Source organism: Sphingobium chungbukense (assembly GCF_001005725.1).
GTDB classification, from domain to species: Bacteria; Pseudomonadota; Alphaproteobacteria; order Sphingomonadales; family Sphingomonadaceae; genus Sphingobium; species Sphingobium chungbukense.
The window spans coordinates 13,777-30,079 of record NZ_LBIC01000019.1 but is presented as its reverse complement, the minus strand read 5'-3'; the positions used below and the strand labels follow the sequence as shown (position 1 = coordinate 30,079).

General features: G+C 64.9%; 12 protein-coding genes, 1 tRNA gene and 5 pseudogenes. 5 read left to right on the top strand and 13 right to left on the bottom strand.

Going from position 1 to position 16,303, the window contains the following annotated elements; translation table 11 throughout:
• Nucleotide 1 precedes the first annotated feature (1 nt).
• The gene (locus YP76_RS28920) at nucleotides 2–256 is read right to left on the bottom strand and encodes a hypothetical protein (protein WP_232307711.1); all 255 of its coding nucleotides are present in this window, start codon (nucleotides 254–256) and stop codon (nucleotides 2–4) included.
• A gap of 122 nt (nucleotides 257–378) precedes the next feature.
• Between YP76_RS28920 and YP76_RS24280 the strand changes: the two are divergent.
• Nucleotides 379–1,970 (top strand): annotated as a pseudogene (locus tag YP76_RS24280) (M28 family metallopeptidase).
• Between the two features lie 3 nt (nucleotides 1,971–1,973).
• On the opposite strand, the pseudogene gloA2 reads toward YP76_RS24280, so the two are convergent.
• Nucleotides 1,974–2,349: pseudogene (gene gloA2 / locus YP76_RS27395) on the bottom strand (SMU1112c/YaeR family gloxylase I-like metalloprotein).
• Between the two features lie 74 nt (nucleotides 2,350–2,423).
• On the opposite strand from gloA2, the pseudogene hemB reads away from it, so the two are divergent.
• Together hemB and YP76_RS24265 are read left to right on the top strand one after the other, a co-directional pair.
• Nucleotides 2,424–3,416, top strand: a pseudogene (hemB, locus tag YP76_RS24270) (porphobilinogen synthase).
• A 1-nt stretch (nucleotide 3,417) separates the two neighbouring features.
• A complete protein-coding gene (locus YP76_RS24265; protein WP_046765972.1) occupies nucleotides 3,418–4,002 on the top strand; it encodes a gamma carbonic anhydrase family protein in 585 nt (194 codons plus the stop codon).
• A 60-nt stretch (nucleotides 4,003–4,062) separates the two neighbouring features.
• Here the strand turns inward: YP76_RS24265 and YP76_RS24260 are convergent, their stop codons facing one another.
• From YP76_RS24260 to zwf, 6 genes and pseudogenes are all read right to left on the bottom strand, one after another.
• Nucleotides 4,063–4,572, bottom strand: a complete 510-nt coding sequence (locus YP76_RS24260) for a hypothetical protein (protein ID WP_046766058.1) — start codon at nucleotides 4,570–4,572, stop codon at nucleotides 4,063–4,065.
• A gap of 37 nt (nucleotides 4,573–4,609) precedes the next feature.
• Nucleotides 4,610–5,058: pseudogene (locus tag YP76_RS24255) on the bottom strand (bifunctional 4-hydroxy-2-oxoglutarate aldolase/2-dehydro-3-deoxy-phosphogluconate aldolase).
• 38 nt (nucleotides 5,059–5,096) lie between these two features.
• A complete protein-coding gene (locus YP76_RS29340; RefSeq protein WP_408640460.1) occupies nucleotides 5,097–5,225 on the bottom strand; it encodes a hypothetical protein in 129 nt (42 codons plus the stop codon).
• On the bottom strand, nucleotides 5,225–6,190 hold the full coding sequence (gene glk, locus YP76_RS28470) for a glucokinase (RefSeq protein ID WP_046765971.1): 966 nt from the start codon (nucleotides 6,188–6,190) through the stop codon (nucleotides 5,225–5,227). Before glk ends, YP76_RS29340 begins: the two co-directional genes overlap by 1 nt.
• Before the next feature lie 112 nt (nucleotides 6,191–6,302).
• Nucleotides 6,303–8,128, bottom strand: a pseudogene (gene edd, locus YP76_RS28465) (phosphogluconate dehydratase).
• Nucleotides 8,121–9,581 carry a glucose-6-phosphate dehydrogenase gene (gene zwf, locus YP76_RS24240; protein WP_046765970.1) on the bottom strand — a complete coding sequence of 487 codons (1,461 nt, stop codon included), beginning with the start codon at nucleotides 9,579–9,581 and terminating at the stop codon, nucleotides 8,121–8,123. Before zwf ends, edd begins: the two are co-directional and overlap by 8 nt.
• 224 nt (nucleotides 9,582–9,805) lie before the next feature.
• Between zwf and YP76_RS24235 the strand changes: the two genes are divergently transcribed.
• Nucleotides 9,806–9,890, top strand: a tRNA-Leu gene (locus tag YP76_RS24235).
• A gap of 275 nt (nucleotides 9,891–10,165) precedes the next feature.
• Here the strand turns inward: YP76_RS24235 and YP76_RS24230 are convergent.
• Entirely contained in the window at nucleotides 10,166–11,320 is a 1,155-nt protein-coding gene (locus YP76_RS24230; RefSeq protein WP_046765969.1) for an aminotransferase class I/II-fold pyridoxal phosphate-dependent enzyme, read from the bottom strand.
• Between the two features lie 54 nt (nucleotides 11,321–11,374).
• On the opposite strand from YP76_RS24230, the gene YP76_RS24225 reads away from it, so the two are divergent.
• Nucleotides 11,375–11,638, top strand: coding sequence for a hypothetical protein (locus YP76_RS24225; protein ID WP_046765968.1), 264 nt, complete (start codon nucleotides 11,375–11,377; stop codon nucleotides 11,636–11,638).
• Between the two features lie 4 nt (nucleotides 11,639–11,642).
• Here YP76_RS24225 and pgl read toward each other — a convergent pair whose 3' ends face one another.
• The 4 genes from pgl to YP76_RS24205 all read right to left on the bottom strand — a co-directional run bounded on the left by pgl (nucleotide 11,643) and on the right by YP76_RS24205 (nucleotide 16,199).
• A complete protein-coding gene (gene pgl, locus YP76_RS24220; protein WP_046765967.1) occupies nucleotides 11,643–12,332 on the bottom strand; it encodes a 6-phosphogluconolactonase in 690 nt (229 codons plus the stop codon).
• Nucleotides 12,333–12,338: 6 nt separating this feature from the next.
• Complete coding sequence (locus YP76_RS24215; protein ID WP_046765966.1) at nucleotides 12,339–12,827, bottom strand: YbaK/EbsC family protein; 489 nt, start codon at nucleotides 12,825–12,827, stop codon at nucleotides 12,339–12,341.
• Entirely contained in the window at nucleotides 12,824–13,828 is a 1,005-nt protein-coding gene (gene galE, locus YP76_RS24210) for a UDP-glucose 4-epimerase GalE (protein ID WP_046765965.1), read from the bottom strand. The genes YP76_RS24215 and galE overlap by 4 nt, the downstream gene beginning before the upstream one ends.
• A 193-nt stretch (nucleotides 13,829–14,021) precedes the next feature.
• Nucleotides 14,022–16,199: a 3-hydroxyacyl-CoA dehydrogenase NAD-binding domain-containing protein gene (locus tag YP76_RS24205; RefSeq protein WP_046765964.1), complete on the bottom strand. Its 2,178-nt coding sequence runs from the start codon at nucleotides 16,197–16,199 to the stop codon at nucleotides 14,022–14,024.
• Nucleotides 16,200–16,303 lie beyond the last annotated feature (104 nt).

Here is a 16,303-nt window from a genome sequence, read left to right as displayed (position 1 = left end):
TTCAGCCGCCCGTCCTCGACGCGGATGTCGAGCCTGCCGACGGTCTTGGGGTCGCCCTCGGCTTAACGGAAAAGCCGTTGCCGATGGTGATGACGACATCGTCCGGCCCGGTCGCCTCGACGGCGTTGAAGTCCCTGAACGCCGCCCGGTCGCCGGCGGTCTGCGCCTGTTCGGGGGTCGGTTCAGGACTGCGGCCGCAGGCACCCGTCATCAGGACGAGGGCAGCCGCCAGCATCTGCGAACGGGGCAAGGGCATGGCTATCTCCCAACTGTATTACTAACATAGTACACAAGGAGCGTGGCGGTTCCAACCCCCCTTGTTCGTCGCACAGGATCGGGCATGATGAACATCCTGCGGCAAAAGGGGGTAAGCGATTGATGCGCAAGTTGGTTTCCGGGCTTTTCCTCCTCCTGTCCCCATGGGTCGGCAGCGCGGCCGCCATGGCCGCTCCGGACGATCGCGCCGCCCTGTGGTGGAGCCATGTCCAGATCCTCGCCAGCGATGCCTATGAAGGGCGGGGCACCGGCAAGCCGGGCTATGACAAGGCGGCGGACTATGTGATCGGCCAATTGCGCGCGCTCGGCCTCCAGCCTGCCGGAACCGACGGATACAGGCAATCGGTCGCCTTCGTCGAACAGGTGATATTGGCGGACGGCAGCAGCGCCCGGCTGGTCGGGCCGCAGGGCGCGACGCCGCTTTCGGTCCCCGGCGACATCATCTTTTCCGGCAGCGGTGGTCCCGTGCCCGAGGCGCTGGACGCGCCCTTGGTCTTTGCCGGCTATGGCCTGCACCTGCCCGAAGCCGGCCATGACGATTTCGCCGGACTGGACCTTAAGGGCAAGATCGTGGTGGTCCTGTCCGGCGGCCCTTCGTCCATTTCCGGCGCGCTCAAATCCCATGCCCGTTCCGAACGGGCGGGCTGGCTGGCGAAGCGGGGCGCGCTGGGGCTGATCCAGCTCGTCACGCCCAGGCAGGTGGAAATCCCGTGGGGCCGCCGCACGGCGCTATCGAGCCAACCGGCGCTGTTCTTCAAGGACGCGGCCCTGCGCGACGCCGCCACGCCCTTCCTCACCGCCCAGTTCGATCCGGCGAAATCGGCGCTGCTCTTTGCCGGGTCGGGCCATGATTTCGCGCAGATCGCCGCCGCCGCCGACCAGTCCGCGCCCGTGCCGTCCTTCGCGCTTGCCCAGCGCCTCGATGCCAGGGTGGCGACCCGGCGCGCCGAACTTTCCTCGCCCAATATCATTGCCGTCATGCCGGGCACGGACCGGCATCTCAAAAAGGACTATGTCGTCCTCTCCGCCCATCTGGACGGCTATGGCATCGGCACGCCGATCGACGGCGACGCGATCTACAACGGCGCGATCGACAATGCCTCGGGCGTCGCCAGCCTGCTGGAAATCGCCCGTGCCCTGCGGCAGGGCAAGGTGAAGCCCAAACGCTCGATCCTCTTCGCCTTCGTCACGGCGGAGGAAAAGGGGCTGCTGGGTTCCACCTATTTCGCCCGCCGCCCGACCGTGCCGCGCAAGGCGATGGTGGCGGACCTCAATTTCGACATGGCACTGCCGATCTTCCCGCTCACCAGCGTGACGCCGATCGGCTACGACCAGAGCAGCCTCGGCCAGGATGCGGCGGCGGTGAGCGCGCAGATGAACCTGCCGATCACGCCCGATCCCTTCCCAGACCGCAACGTCTTCATCCGCTCGGACCAGTACAGCTTCATTCGGAGGGCATCCCCGCGCTGTTCTTCAAATATGGCTTCAAGGCGGACACGCCGGAGGCGACGGTGGAGAAGGCCTGGCGTGCCAACATCTACCATTCGCCGAAGGACGATGCGAACCAGCCGGTGATGCCCGCCGAATCTGTGAAGCTCAACGATTATGTCGCCGCCGTGACCCTGCGCGTCGCCAATGCGCCGGACCGGCCGCAATGGAATGCGGACAGCTTCTTCCGCCGCTTCGTGAAATAGGGATCAGGCCTCGTACAGTTCCAGCGGCAACCATCCGGGTCGGCGAAGAAGGTGAAGCGCCGCCCCGTATGGGGATCGATCCGTATATCCTCGCAGGCGACGCCAGCCGCCTCCAGCCGCGCCACTTCCGCGTCCAGATCGTCGACCGTGAGGAAAGGTGGCGCAGGCCGCAGGCTTCCGGCCGGGTCGGACGGGCGGCGGCGGCGGGAAAGGAAAACAGCTCGATCTGCGCATTGCCCGCGTCCAGATCGCATTTCCACGATTGCCGCTCGTCGCGCCACACCTCCCGGATCACGGCAAGGCCCAGTATCTCGGCATAAAAGGCCCTGGACCGCGCATAGTCGGAACAGATGACCGCGATATGATGGATGGCGCGCATGTCGGTCGCCCTATCACAGCGGCGGCATCGCCGGAACCTTGATCCCCCCGGCCGGGCGGCCTACACCCCCGGCCATGACTCACGCCTCCTATCCGGCGCTTCGCCTGCGCCGCACCCGCGCCTCGGCCTGGAGCCGGGCGATGCACGCCGAAAACCGGCTTTCGCCCAGCGACTTCATCTGGCCGCTTTTCGTCACCGAAGGGAGCCAGGTGGAAGAACCCATCCAGTCGCTCCCGGCGTCTCCCGCTGGTCGGTGGACCTGATGGTCGAGCGCGCAAGGGAAGCGCAGGCGGCGGGCATTCCCTGCCTCGCCCTCTTCCCCAACACCCAGCCCGAACGCCGCAGCGACGACGGCGAAGAGGCGCTCAATCCGACAATCTCATGTGCCGCGCCATCCGCGCGATCAAGGACGCGGTGCCCGACATCGGCATCCTGACCGACGTGGCGCTCGACCCTATACCGCCCATGGCCAGGACGGCCTGCTCGACGAAGCGGGCTATGTCGTCAACGACGCCACGATCGACGTCCTCATCGGCCAGTCGCTCAACCAGGCGGCGGCGGCGCGGACATCATCGCCCCCAGCGACATGATGGACGGCCGCGTCGGCGCCATCCGCGAGGCGCTGGAGGAGGAAGGCCATGCCAATGTCCAGATCATGGCCTATTCCGCCAAATATGCGAGCGCCTTCTACGGCCCGTTCCGCGACGCGGTAGGATCGAGCGGCCTGCTGAAGGGCAACAAGAAAAACCTATCAGATGGACCCCGCCAACAGCGAGGAGGCCCTGCGCGAGGTGGCCCTGGACATCGCGGAAGGCGCCGACAGCGTGATGGTGAAGCCGGGCCTGCCCTATCTCGACATTATCGCCCGGGTGAAGGACCGGTTCGAAATACCCGTCTTCGCCTATCAGGTGTCGGGCGAATATGCGATGCTGGAGGCCGCCGCCGCCGTGGGCGCGGGGGACCGCGACGCGCTGGTGCTGGAAACGCTGCTGGCGTTCAAGCGCGCGGGCTGCTCGGGCGTCCTGACCTATCATGCGCTCCATGCGGCGCGACTGCTCGGAGCCTGACATGACCGATCACCCGGAAACCACCATCATTCCCTTCAACGGCAAGGCGCCGAAAATCCACCCCAGCGCGTTCATCGCGCCGGGCTGCCGGATCATCGGCGATGTGGAGATCGGCCCCGACGTCAGCATCTGGTATAATTGCGTGATCCGCGCGGACGTGAACTTCATCCATATCGGCGCGCGCACCAATGTTCAGGACGGCACGGTCATCCATTGCGACAGCCCCGGCGACCGCATCGACGGCCGTCCGGAGGAAGGGTGGCCCTGCATCATCGGAGAGGATGTGCTCATCGGCCATATGGCGATGGTCCATGGCTGCGTTCTGAAGGACCGCGCCTTCGTGGGCCTGGGCGCCATCGTCATGAGCGGCGGCACGATCGAGAGCGACGCCATGCTCGCGGCGGGCGCACTGCTCTCGCCGGGCAAGACCGTGCTGCACCGCCAGCTCTGGGCAGGCCGCCCCGCCAAATATATGCGCGACCTGTCGGACGAAGCGCTGATCGACATGCGCGAGGGCGTCGACCATTATGTCCACAACGGGAAAGCGCATAAGGGCGCGGTGAAGGCGGCGCTCGCTTCGGACTGAACCAGCCCGGGGATTATATGAATCATGCTCCTGCCTTCGCAGGAGCATGAAATGCTCAGGTCAGGGCTGCGCCAACCGCCCCTTGAGCACATCCAGCCGGTCATTCTGCCCATCGACGATCGCCAGTACGGTTCCCCGCGCCGCATCGATCATATCGATGCCGCCGCTGACCTTGCCCTCCGAAACCGCATTGCTGCGTTCGACATAGAGCACGTCCAGGCTCGCCAAAGCCGAAACGCTGTCATTGCGCGCCGACTCCAGCGCGCTCAACGCCGTCTGCGCCGCCACCCAGGCCTCGCTCGACACCGCCGACCCGCTGGCCGCCTTCGCCGCCTTGTCCGCCGCGGGCCAGGCCTTGTCGAAGGCCGCCCCGCCGCCTGCGCCTGCGCGGTCAGCCGGTCCACATTCTGGATCAGCTCCGGCTCCGGCCGACCGGGAGGGCTGCGGCGCGGCCTCCGCGATCGGCGCGCCTTCGATGGCCCGCTTGGCGAGGGAGGGATAGCCCTGAAAGGTGCTCGCGCAACCGGACAGGAACAGGGCCAGAGAGGGAAGGAACCGCCGCGGAATCATGATGTGCATCTAGGATGGCACCCGTCCGGACGCAAGCTCAGCGCGGCAGTGACGCCGCCTCGCGTGCCAACGCCTCGATCTTCACAGGATCGACTGGCCCCTTGGGCACGACCCAGCTCCCGCCCACGCATTTGATGAAGGGTTTCGCCAGCCACCTGGGCGCGCTTTCCGCCGTGATCCCGCCGGTCGGCAGAAACGCGCCGTGTGCAGTGGCGCCGCCAGAGCCTTCAAGGCAGGCAAGCCACCCGAAGTCTCCGCCGGAAAGAATTTGAAATGCGACAGCCCCATGTCCAGCCCACGCATGATATCGCCTGCCGTCGCCGTGCCGGGCAGGAAGGGAATCCCCGCCGCAATCGCCGCTTTCCCCAAAGGCTCGGTCAAGCCAGGGCTGACGATGAAGCGCGCACCCGCCTCCATCGCAGCATCCAGTTGCGCCGGATTGAGCACCGTGCCCGCACCGACCACCGCGCCCTCGACCTTCGCCATCTCCCGGATCACGTCCAGCGCCGCAGGCGTCCGCAGCGTCACCTCCAGTGCAGGCAGCCGCCCTTCACCAGCGCCCGCGCAATCGGCAGCGCATCCTCGACCCGATCGACCACCAGCACCGGGATGACCGGCGCCAGTTCCATCACCTGTTCCACGCTCAAGGACATTATTTCTTCTCCCGAAAGGCTGCGGCGGCGCCGTACAGCCCGATTTCGTCATGCATCGCCAGCCGGATCGGCACGGATTTCATCAGGCTCTCGAACCGCCCCTTGGCGGTGAAGCGCTGATGGAACCCACTCTGCGGCAATAACTCCCGCATCCGCTGGGTCAGCCCGCCCGCCAGCACCACGCCATGCGGCCCCTGCGCCAGCGCCAGGTCGCCCGCGACCGAGCCGTAGGACAGGCAGAACCGCTCGAACGCCGCCCGCGCGAATTCGTCCGTGCCGTCGATCGCCGCCTGCCACAATTCGGCATCCTCCATCAGCACGACCCGGTCATGGCCGATGGTCGCCATCGCCTTGTAGATATTGTTGAGCCCCGGCCCCGACACGATCCGCTCGGTCGACACGCGCAGGAACTTGTCCCGCAGATAGGCGAGGATCTTCTCCTCCAGCGGGTCCAGCGGCGCGAAGTCCAGATGTCCGCCCTCGGTCGCGATGACATGCGGCTCGCCATCGTCGAAGGCGATCATGGCGACGCCCAGCCCCGTGCCCGGCCCCAATATCGTCACCCCGCCGTCGCGCGGAAAGGGCCTGTCCTCCCCGAACAGCAACGGCAGATTCTCTTCCGGCAGGCGCGCGACGGCATGGGCCACCGCCTCGAAGTCATTGACCAGCCGCAGATGTTTGAGCCCCAGTTCTTGCGTAAGCGTATCGGGCCGGATCACCCAGGCGCTGTTGGTCAGCTTGATCACCTCGCGCCCGATCGCGGTCGCAAAGGCGATGGAGGCGGAAGTCGGCAGATCGCCGCCCTCATCCGCGACGAATGCCGCCCAGCAGGCTTGAAGGCTGGGATAATCGGCGACCTTATATTTGCGCACCTTGCCCAAAGTCGGGACATTGCGCGCATCCAGTCTGGCGCGGGCGAAGCGGGCATTGGTCCCGCCAATATCGGCTGCAATAATCTCGGTCACAAAGACCTCTCCATTTATATCGTCATCCCGGCGAACGCTGGGATCTCCCGCGTGAGCGCACGGCATCGCCTCACGAGATCCCAGCGTTCGCCGGGATGACCGGGGGTGGGCTTTAAACTTCGGTTTCCATCGCCGCGAGGATCGGCGAGGCGCCGCTCTCCGCCAGATCGCTATGCTGCCGGAACAGCGCGAACAGCTCGCGCCCGGTATCATAGGGGGCAGGGGGCGCCGCCGGAACGTCCCGTGCCTCCACTCGGCCGTATCCACCAGCGCCGTGATCTCGCCCGTCTCCGCGCAGACCCGGACGACATCGCCGTCGCGCAGCCTGCCGATCGGACCGCCGCCCAAAGCCTCGGGCGAAAGATGAATGGCCGCAGGCACCTTGCCCGAAGCCCCCGACATGCGCCCGTCCGTCACCAGCGCGACGCGGAAACCCCGGTCCTGCAACACGCCCAGCGCCGGGGTCAGCTTGTGCAATTCCGGCATCCCGTTCGCCTTCGGGCCTTGGAAACGCACCACGACCACGACATCGCGCTCCAGTTCGCCCGCCTTGAAGGCGCGCAGCACATCGTCCTGATCGTGGAAGACCGCCGCGGGCGCCTCGATGGTCCAGCGCTCCTTGTCGACCGCGCTCACCTTCATGACGCAACGGCCCAGATTGCCCGACAACAGCTTCATGCCGCCATCCGGGCTGAAGGGATCGGATACCGGCCGCAATATGCTTGTGTCCCGCGATTCCGGCACGTCCTTCCAGACCAGCGCCTCGTTCTCCAGCACCGGCTCCTGCCCATAATCGGCCAGGCCCCGGCGCGCGACGGTCGGAATATCGCCGTGCAGCAGGCCATTTTCGAGCAGTTCGCGGATCACGTAGGAAATCCCGCCCGCCGCGTGGAAATTGTTCACATCGCCCGATCCGTTGGGATAGACCCGTGCCAGCAACGGCACGACATCGGAAATCTCGGCGAAATCGGTCCAGTCGATGATGATGCCCGCCGCCCGCGCCATGGCGGGCAGGTGGATGGCATGGTTGGTCGACCCGCCGGTCGCCATCAGGCCGATGATGGCGTTGACGATCGCCTTTTCATCGACGCAATGCCCCAGCGGCCGATAATCGTCGCCGTCCCAACCGATCCGCGACAATTGATGCACCGCCGCCCGCGTCAATTCCTGCCGCAATTTGGTGCCCGGATGCACGAAGGAGGCGGCGGGCATGTGCAGGCCCATCATCTCCATCATCATCTGGTTCGAATTGGCCGTGCCATAGAAGGTGCAGGTGCCCGCGCCATGATAGCTGGCGCTTTCCGATTCCAGCAGCTCCTCGCGGCCCACCTTGCCCTCGGCATAAAGCTGGCGGATGCGCACCTTCTCCTTGTTGGCAAGGCCCGACGGCATCGGCCCGGCGGGGACGAAGATGGTCGGTAGATGCCCGAAACGCAGCGCGCCGATCAGCAGGCCGGGTACGATCTTGTCGCAAATGCCCAGCATCAGCGCGCCTTCGAACATCGCATGGGAGAGGGCGATTGCCGTCGACAGCGCGATGGTGTCGCGGGAAAAGAGCGACAGGTCCATGCCCGCCTGTCCCTGGGTCACGCCGTCGCACATCGCGGGGACGCCGCCCGCGACCTGCGCGGTGCAGCCGACCTCGCGCGCCGCCAGCTTGATCTGCTCAGGGTAACGGCCATAGGGCTGATGCGCCGAAAGCATGTCGTTATAGGCGGTGACGATGCCGAAGTTCATCGCCGCGCCGGTACGGATGACAGCCTTGTCTTCGCCGCTCGCGGCAAAGCCATGGGCCAGGTTCCCGCACGAAAGCTGGGCGCGGTTTGTCCCCGCATCCCGTCCGCGCTCGATCAGGCTCAGATATTTGAGACGCGAAGCGGCACTGCGCTTCGTGATACGCTCGGTGACCTTGGCGATCACCGGATGAAGATCAGTCATTCCAGCTTGCTCCGTCACGTTCGATAAGGGCAATGGCTGAGGAGGGGCCCCAGTTCCCGGAAGAATAGGACGAAGGCTTCACGCCGGCCTCTTTCCACCCGTCGATGATCGAATCGATCCAGGTCCATTGCGCCTCCACCTCGTCCCGGCGCACGAACAGCGTGGCGTCCCCGGCCAGCAGGTCCAGGATCAGCCGCTCATAGGCGATGCGGCGGCGCTGCCCGGCAAAGGCGGCGGTCAGCGACACGTCCAGCGTCACCTCCTCCAGATGCACGTCGCGCTCCAGCCCCGGCCTTTTGCTCATGATCAGCAGCCGGATATATTCTTCCGGCTGCAACCGGATGATGAGCGTGTTCGGCTCCAGACCGGACCCGCCATTGCGCCCGAAGATGGAATGGCGCACCGGCTTGAACTGGATCAATATTTCCGATTGGCGCGTCGGCATGCGCTTGCCCGTGCGCAGGTAGAAGGGCACACCCTGCCAGCGCCAATTGTCGATATGGGCCTTCAATGCCACGAAGGTTTCGGTGTCGGACGGCCTGCCTAGTTCGTCGGCATAGCCGGTGACGATCTGCCCGCCGACCGCACCGGGCGTATATTGCCCGCGAACGCTATGGGTCTTGACCGTTTCGGCGGTCATCGGGCGCAGCGATCGCAGCGCCTTCACCTTTTCGTCGCGCACGGCGGTCGGGTCCATCCGCGCGGGCGGCTCCATGGCGATGATCGACAGGATCTGGAGAACGTGGTTCTGCACCATGTCGCGCAGCGCGCCGACCCCGTCATAATAGGAAACCCGGCCCTCAAGGCCCACCGTCTCGCCCACGGTAATCTGCACATGGTCGATGGCGGTCGCGTTCCACAGCGGCTCGAACATCACATTGCCGAAACGCAGGGCGAGCAGGTTCTGGACCGTTTCCTTGCCCAGATAATGGTCGACGCGGAAAATCTGGTCTTCGGCAAAGAGGGCGCCGATACCGTCATTGACCTCCTTCGAAGAGGCCAGGTCCTTGCCGATCGGCTTTTCCATCGCGATCCGCGTCCGGGGCGTGATCAGCCCCGCCTCGGCCAGTCCCTGCGCGGTCGGCGCGAACAGGGAAGGGGGCGTCGAAAGATAGACCGAAACGCCCTTGTCCAGCCGTCCGTCCAGCCGCTCGCCCAGCGCCTTGAACTGGCCGGCATTGCCCGCCTCGACCGACTGATAGACGATCATGGCACGCAGCCTGCCCGCCATGTCCGCATCATAGCGCTCAGGGCCGAGGAACTTCTGCAAGGCCTTGTCGATATCCGCCCGGAACGCCTCGTCCGTGAATTCGGATCGGCCCGACGCGATGATCAGGAAATCATCGGGCAGCAGGCCGTCGGCCAGCAGATTGTAGAGCGAAGGAAAGATCATCCTGTGCGCCAGATCGCCGGTGGCGCCGAACAACAGGAACGTGGCAGACGGTTCGGTCAAAGGATGCCCCTTTTCCGTTGGAGTTTCTATGTCTGCACGAAGCCGCCCTTATACCCTGCGGCGCTCGTTACGCAAGCAGGCTACAGCGGCTCATATCATCTCGCAACCGCAACATGATTTTTGGCTGGACGCTGGCCGCCGATTTTGCCATTGGCGCTCGACCCCAAGCGTTTTCAAGGAAGATGGAATCATCTTCCGGCTCGGAAAACGCGTTCAATGGGCATGCGGGCGTGGTGAAACTGGTAGACGCGCCGGACTCAAAATCCGGTTCCGAAAGGAGTGTCGGTTCGATTCCGACCGCCCGCACCATCATTTTTATTTTGTCTTAAGCGCCGGCGCCGACGCCATCTCGGGCCCCATCGAACAGGTTCGATGGGTGGCGTGTCGGCTTGGCTATCCTCGCATAAGCTCGGCGGCCGTTCGGCCTTGCGAACCCTAAAGGGTTCGTTTTTCATAGATGGAAAAAAAGCCCGACAGCCGAAGCTGCCGGGCTAGGTAAAGCTTTCACGATGTAAAAGCTTCGGGTCGCGTCGCCGCGCTTAATGGTAAATCGTTACGATACCAGAAAAATCTCATGTGCCGCCTCAAAAGATTCCCTTCTTGGACGCTATGGCCTGGGCCTTGAACCAGGGAATCATCCGCGCGATGGCATCCTCCACCCGATCGGTCGAAACGGCGAAGCTGAAGCGGATATGCCGGTGCCCATCCACCGGATCGAAATCGATCCCCGGCGCCGTCGCCACCCCCGTGTTGCGCAGCAGCTTCTGGCAGAAGGCCAGGCTGTCGTCGGTCAGATGCCCCACATCCGCATAAATGTAGAAGGCCCCGTCCGGCGGCGCGATCTCCCGCAACCCCAGCGCGGGCAGCGCGGCCAGCAGCAATTCCCGGTTCCGCCGATAGGTCGCGACATGCCCCTCCAGCTCATCGATGCAGTCGAACGCCTTCAGTCCCGCATGTTGCGCCAGGGAAGGGGGCGTCAGGAACAGATTCCCCATCCGCGCCCGCGCCGTGTCGATCAGGTCGGGCGGAAACACCACCCAGCCCAGCCGCCATCCGGCCATGGAAAAATATTTGGAAAAGCTGTTCACGATCACCGCGTCCGGCGCGAATTCCAGCATCGACCGCGCGGGATCGCCGTAACTCAGGCCGTGGTAGATTTCGTCCGACACGATCCGGATGCCGCGCGCCCGGCAGGTCTCGGCGATTCGCGCCATCTCGTCCGCCGGAATGATGGTCCCGGTCGGATTGGCCGGGCTGGCGATGATCGCCCCGTCCGGCGCCGGTTCCAGAGCCTCCAGCGCCGCCGCGCCGATCTGATAGCGTTCCGCCGGCCCGCAATCGACCTCCAGCGGTTCCAGATACAGCGCCTTCAACGTGTTGCGATAGGCGACATAGCCCGGCCGCGCCGTCGCCACCCTGGCCCCCGGTGCGAACAGACTGGTCAATGCCAGCACCAGCCCCGGCGAAGCCCCGCAGGTCAGCAAAATCTGCTCCGCATCGACGGTAACGCCGTAACGCTCCCGATAATGCAGCGCGATTCGCTCCTTCAGCGCGGGGCTTTCCCAATAACCCATGGGATCGCTGTCCAGCACCGCATGCGCCTGCGCAATCGCGGCGGACGGCGCCCCGGTCGAAGGCTGGCCGAATTCCATATGCAGGATGGATCGCCCCTCGGCCTCCAGCCTGTGGGCTTCCCGGCTGATGGCGATGGCGTGAAAAGGATCGATGTTGGCAACCATGCGCCGCCTCTTACCCGCCCCGCAACCTTGTCACAATTGCCGCGTTGGACATGCGTGAACGAAACCGTCCTCGACGCCCTGCAATATTATGGCGCCGCCACCGCCACCATTGCAGCCCTTATCGTATCGCTCAATCTCGGTCGCCGCATCACCGGATGGGCTTTCATATTGTTCGTGACCTCCTCGGTCGCGCTGATCGCCTGGGGTTTCCTGTCGGAGGACAGCGAAGGCATCGGCCTCCAGAATATCGCGCTGCTCGGCATCAACATGGTCGGCGTCTGGCGCTATCTCTTCTCGAAGCACAAGCCGCGCGACTGACGGCTCATTGCGAGATCCACACCTCCACCGACACCCCATGCTGGCACAGCGCCACCCGGATCGGTAACTCCTCCACAGGCCCGCCAGCCAGAGCCCGGTCATAGACCGCCTTCTTCGCCGCCCCACCGATCTGGAGGAAGATATGCCGGCTCGCCAATATCGCCGCGGCACTCAACGACATGCGCTGATGCGGCGCGGCAGGCGGCGTCACCGCCAGCACATGCGCCTGCGTCGACAGTCCCTCCGCCAGTTCGCCCGCCTCCGGGAACAGCGAGGCGGTATGCCCATCCTCGCCCATGCCCAGCAATATGATGTCGAGCGGCCAGGGCAGGGCGGCAAAGGTCGCCTCGCATTCGGCTTGCCCCGCATAGGCATCCGCCGCATCGTTCTTCATCGGCACGAAGCGCGCCGCCGCAGCCTTCCCGCGAAGCAGATTTTCGCGGATCAGCCGCTCATTGCTGTCGGCATGATCGGGCGCCACCCAGCGCTCATCGACCAGAGTGACGATCACCTTGTCCCAATCGAGCGCGACTTGCGACAGCGCCTCCAGCACCGGCTTGGGCGATCGTCCGCCCGACAAGGCGATCGTCGCCACGCCGCGCGCCGCGATGGCATCTGCCAACAGGGCGGCAATCCGCTGCGCCATGTTGGCGGCGGCCAGGGCGCCATCGACGAAAAGATGTTCAGTGGGCATGGCAACTCAATTCTCTTCGGCCAAAATCTCGTCAGGGATCGTGCAAATGTCGACCCAGCGCGCCTCGGTCAGTTCCGCCAGCCGCGCAGGCGTCAGTTCCACCGACGTCGTCCGCGATCCCGCGGCCGGAAAGACGGTGTCGAACGCCTGCAAGGATATATCGCAATAAACCGGCAGGGGAGAGGATAATCCAAAGGGGCAGACCCCGCCGACGGGATGTCCGGTCAGCCCCTCGACCTCCTCCAGCCCCAGCATCCGGGGCTTGGCGCCCAGCACCGCCTTCGCCTTGCCATTATGCAGCCGGGCATCGCCGCGCGCGACCACCAGCGCCACTTCGTCCCCGACGCGCAGCGACAGCGTCTTGGCGATGCGCGCCGGAACCACGCCCAGCGCCTGCGCCGCCTCAACGACCGTGGCGGTGCTTGCGCCCTGGTCGATAATGGCGACGTCCGGCGCATGGGTGGAGAAGAAGGCCCGGACCGACTCCGCGCTCATTCCCCGCGAATATCCGTCAGCTTGCGCTCCCAGGCGAGGGCATGGGTCACGATCTGGTCCAGATCGGCATATTGCGGTTTCCAGGGAAAGGCGTCCATGATCGCATGGTTATCGGAAATCAGCGCATCCGGATCGCCCGCGCGCCGTCCTTCCATCCGCCGGTCGATCCTGAGGTTCGTCACCCGGTCCACCGCATCCAGCACCTCCAGCACGGAAAAGCCGCGCCCATAGCCGCAGTTGAGCAGATAATTCTGCTCCGGGGCGGCCATCAACGCCTCCAGCGCCAGCACATGCGCCGCCGCCAGGTCGGTGACATGGATATAGTCGCGCACCCCGGTCCCGTCCGGCGTGTCGAAATCCGTCCCGAACACCGAAACATGGCTCCGCTTGCCCAGCGCCGCCTCGACCGCCACCTTGATCAGATGCGTGGCCCCCGCCGTCGATTGCCCCGTCCGCCCCGCCGGATCGGCCCCGGCGACGTTGAAATAACGCAGTGCGCAGAAATTCATCGGATGCGCCGCGCTGACATCGCGCAGCATATATTCCGTCATCAGCTTCGACATGCCGTAGGGATTGATCGGCCGCTGCGGCGTCGTTTCCCTGACCGGGCTTTCCTCCGGAATGCCATAGGTCGCCGCCGTCGAGGAGAAGATGAAATGCGGCACGCCGACCGTCACCACGCTCTCGATCAGGTCGCGGGTCTTGGCGCTGTTGTTGTGATAATATTTGAGCGGGTTCTCGACCGATTCCGGCACCACGACCGATCCGGCGAAATGCATCACCGCCTTCACGCCATGATCGCGCAGGGTCTGCTGCACCAGCGGCTGGTCGGAAATGTCGCCTTGAACGAAGGCCACATCTTCCGGCACCGCCCAGCGGAATCCGGTCACCAGATTGTCGATCACCACGACGCCATAGCCCGCGTCGCGCAGCGCCAGCACCGCATGGCTGCCGATATAGCCGGCCCCGCCCGTCACCAGAACCGTCGGCTTTTCGCTCATAGATATTTTGCCCTGCCTGTCTTAGCCGCAACGTGCTCCTGCGAAGGCAGGAGTCCAGTCCATACGCCGGAACTGGGCTCCTGCCTTCGCAGGAGCACGTTACCCTTTTTCGAAAGGCGCTCCTTATAAAAAAAGGCCTCCCCGGAGATGTTCGGGAAGGCCTAAACCACTAATGCAACGATTTACACCCCCATCACGCCGCCGCGCGAGACGAAGCGGGGTGATAGAAGGTCGCGCCGCTCGCCGCCATGTCCTGCAACTGGACGGTAGGGGCGAAACGATCCCCATGCCGCTCGGCCAGCCGCTCCAGCACCGCCACCACATGGCCGATGCCGGCCGTGTCCATATGGCTGAACGGCCCGCCGGTATAGGGCGCGAAACCCCAGCCGAAGATCGCGCCGATATCGCCATCCTCCGGCGTTTCCAGCACGCCTTCCTCGAAACAGCGGGCGCATTCGATGAGCTGGCGATAGAGCAGCCGCTCCTTCACCTCATCGACATCGGGCTGCACGGCGGCGCGGGGGAACATGTCCTCCAGCCCGGCCCAGAGATGCTTCTTCTGCCCTTCCGGATAATCATACCATCCCTTGGCGCTTTTCCGTCCCAAACGGCCCAGCTCGACCATCTTCGCCATCACTGCGTCGGACGGCTGCGCGACATAGGCGTCGCCCAGCTCCTTCTGCGCGGCAACGACGATCTTGTGGCCCAGTTCGATGGACACCTCGTCGCCCACGGCCAATGGCCCCACCGGCATGCCAAGCTGCTTTCCGGCATTTTCGATCAATGCCGGGTTGATCCCCTCGGCCACCATCTCCACGCCTTCCTGCACATAGGTGCCGAAGCAGCGCGAGGTGTAGAAGCCGCGCGAGTCATTGACGACGATCGGCGTCTTCTTGATCTGGCTGACGAAATCCAGCGCCTTGGCGATGGCGGCAGGCCCGGTTTCCTTGCCCAGGATGATCTCCACCAGCGGCATCTTCTCGACCGGCGAGAAGAAGTGGACGCCGATGAAATTCTCAGGCTTGCCCCAAGCCTTCGCCAGCCTGGTGATCGGCAGGGTAGAGGTGTTGGAACCGAAGATCGTATCCGCGCCCAGCACTTCCTCGACCTTCTTCGTGACTTCCGCCTTGATCGCGACATCCTCGAACACCGCCTCGATCACGAAGTCCGCCCCGGCGAGCGCGGCATAGTCGGTGGTCGGCGTCACACGGGCGAGGGTTTCCGCCATCTTCTCCGGCGTCATGCCCTTGCCCAGCCGCTTCTTCAGCACCTCCTCGACATGCGCCTTGCCCTTTTCGGCATAGGCCTGGTCGCGGTCGAACAGCACCACCTCCATGCCCGCCTGCGCGGCCACGGTGGCTATCCCCGCGCCCATCATGCCCGCGCCCAGCATGGCGAGCTTCCTCGTCGGCGCCTTGGGCTGGTCCTTGGGCCGCCTTGCGCCACGTTCGGCCGCCTGCTTGTTGACGAACAGGCTGCGGATCATGTTGCTGGCCTGCGGGTCGGCGGCGACCTTGGCGAAATATTTGCTCTCGATCCGGATGGCGCGGTCCATGGGCAGGGTGATGCCCTCATAGACCGCCGACAGCAGGGCGATCGGCGCGTTCATGTTCCGCTGCGTCTGCTTCAGCGTCATGGGCAGCGCGCCCGCCATCGTCTGGACGAAGGCGGGGTTGAATCCGCCCGCGCCGCCCGGCACCTTATAGCCCTTGACGTCCCAGGGCTGGGCATTGGCATTGGGATTGGCCTTGACCCACTCGCGCGCCGCCTGAACTGCCGTGCCCTGCGGTACGACCTGGTCCACGACCTTCAGCATCGCGGCCTCGGCCGGGCGGAACAGCTTGCCCTGCAACATGTACATCAGCGACGCCTGCACGCCCATGATGCGCGGCAGGCGCTGCGACCCGCCGCCGCCGGGGAACAGGCCGATCAGGATTTCCGGCAGGCCCAACTGCGTCTTGGGGCTGTCGCCCACGAAGCGGCGATGGCAGGCCAGCGCCAGTTCGAACCCGCCGCCGACGCAGGTGCCCTCGATGGCGCAGGCGACCGGCTTGCCGCAGGTTTCCAGCTTGCGGAACAACTGGTTCAGCACGAAAAGCTGATCGAAGATCGCGGCGGGGGAGGGGCGCTCGCCCGGAGCAGCGGCCAGCATCGACCCGAAATATTTCAGGTCCATGCCCGCCATGAAGCCGCTGTCCTTGCCCGAGGCAATGACCGCGCCCTTGATCGCCTCCTCGGAGGAAATGCGCGTGATCGCGGCGTCCAGATCGGCCAGGAAATCCGGACCGATGACGTTCATCGACTGGCCGGGCACGTCGATGGTGAGGGTGGCGATGCCGTCGGCGTCGACGGCGAAGTTGATGGTCTGCATAAAATCCTGCCTTCCACTCTCCGTTCGGGCTGAGCCTGTCGAAGCCCTTCACTTCTCTTGAAGAAAGAACGGCCCTTCGACAGGCTCAGGGCGAACGGGAAATA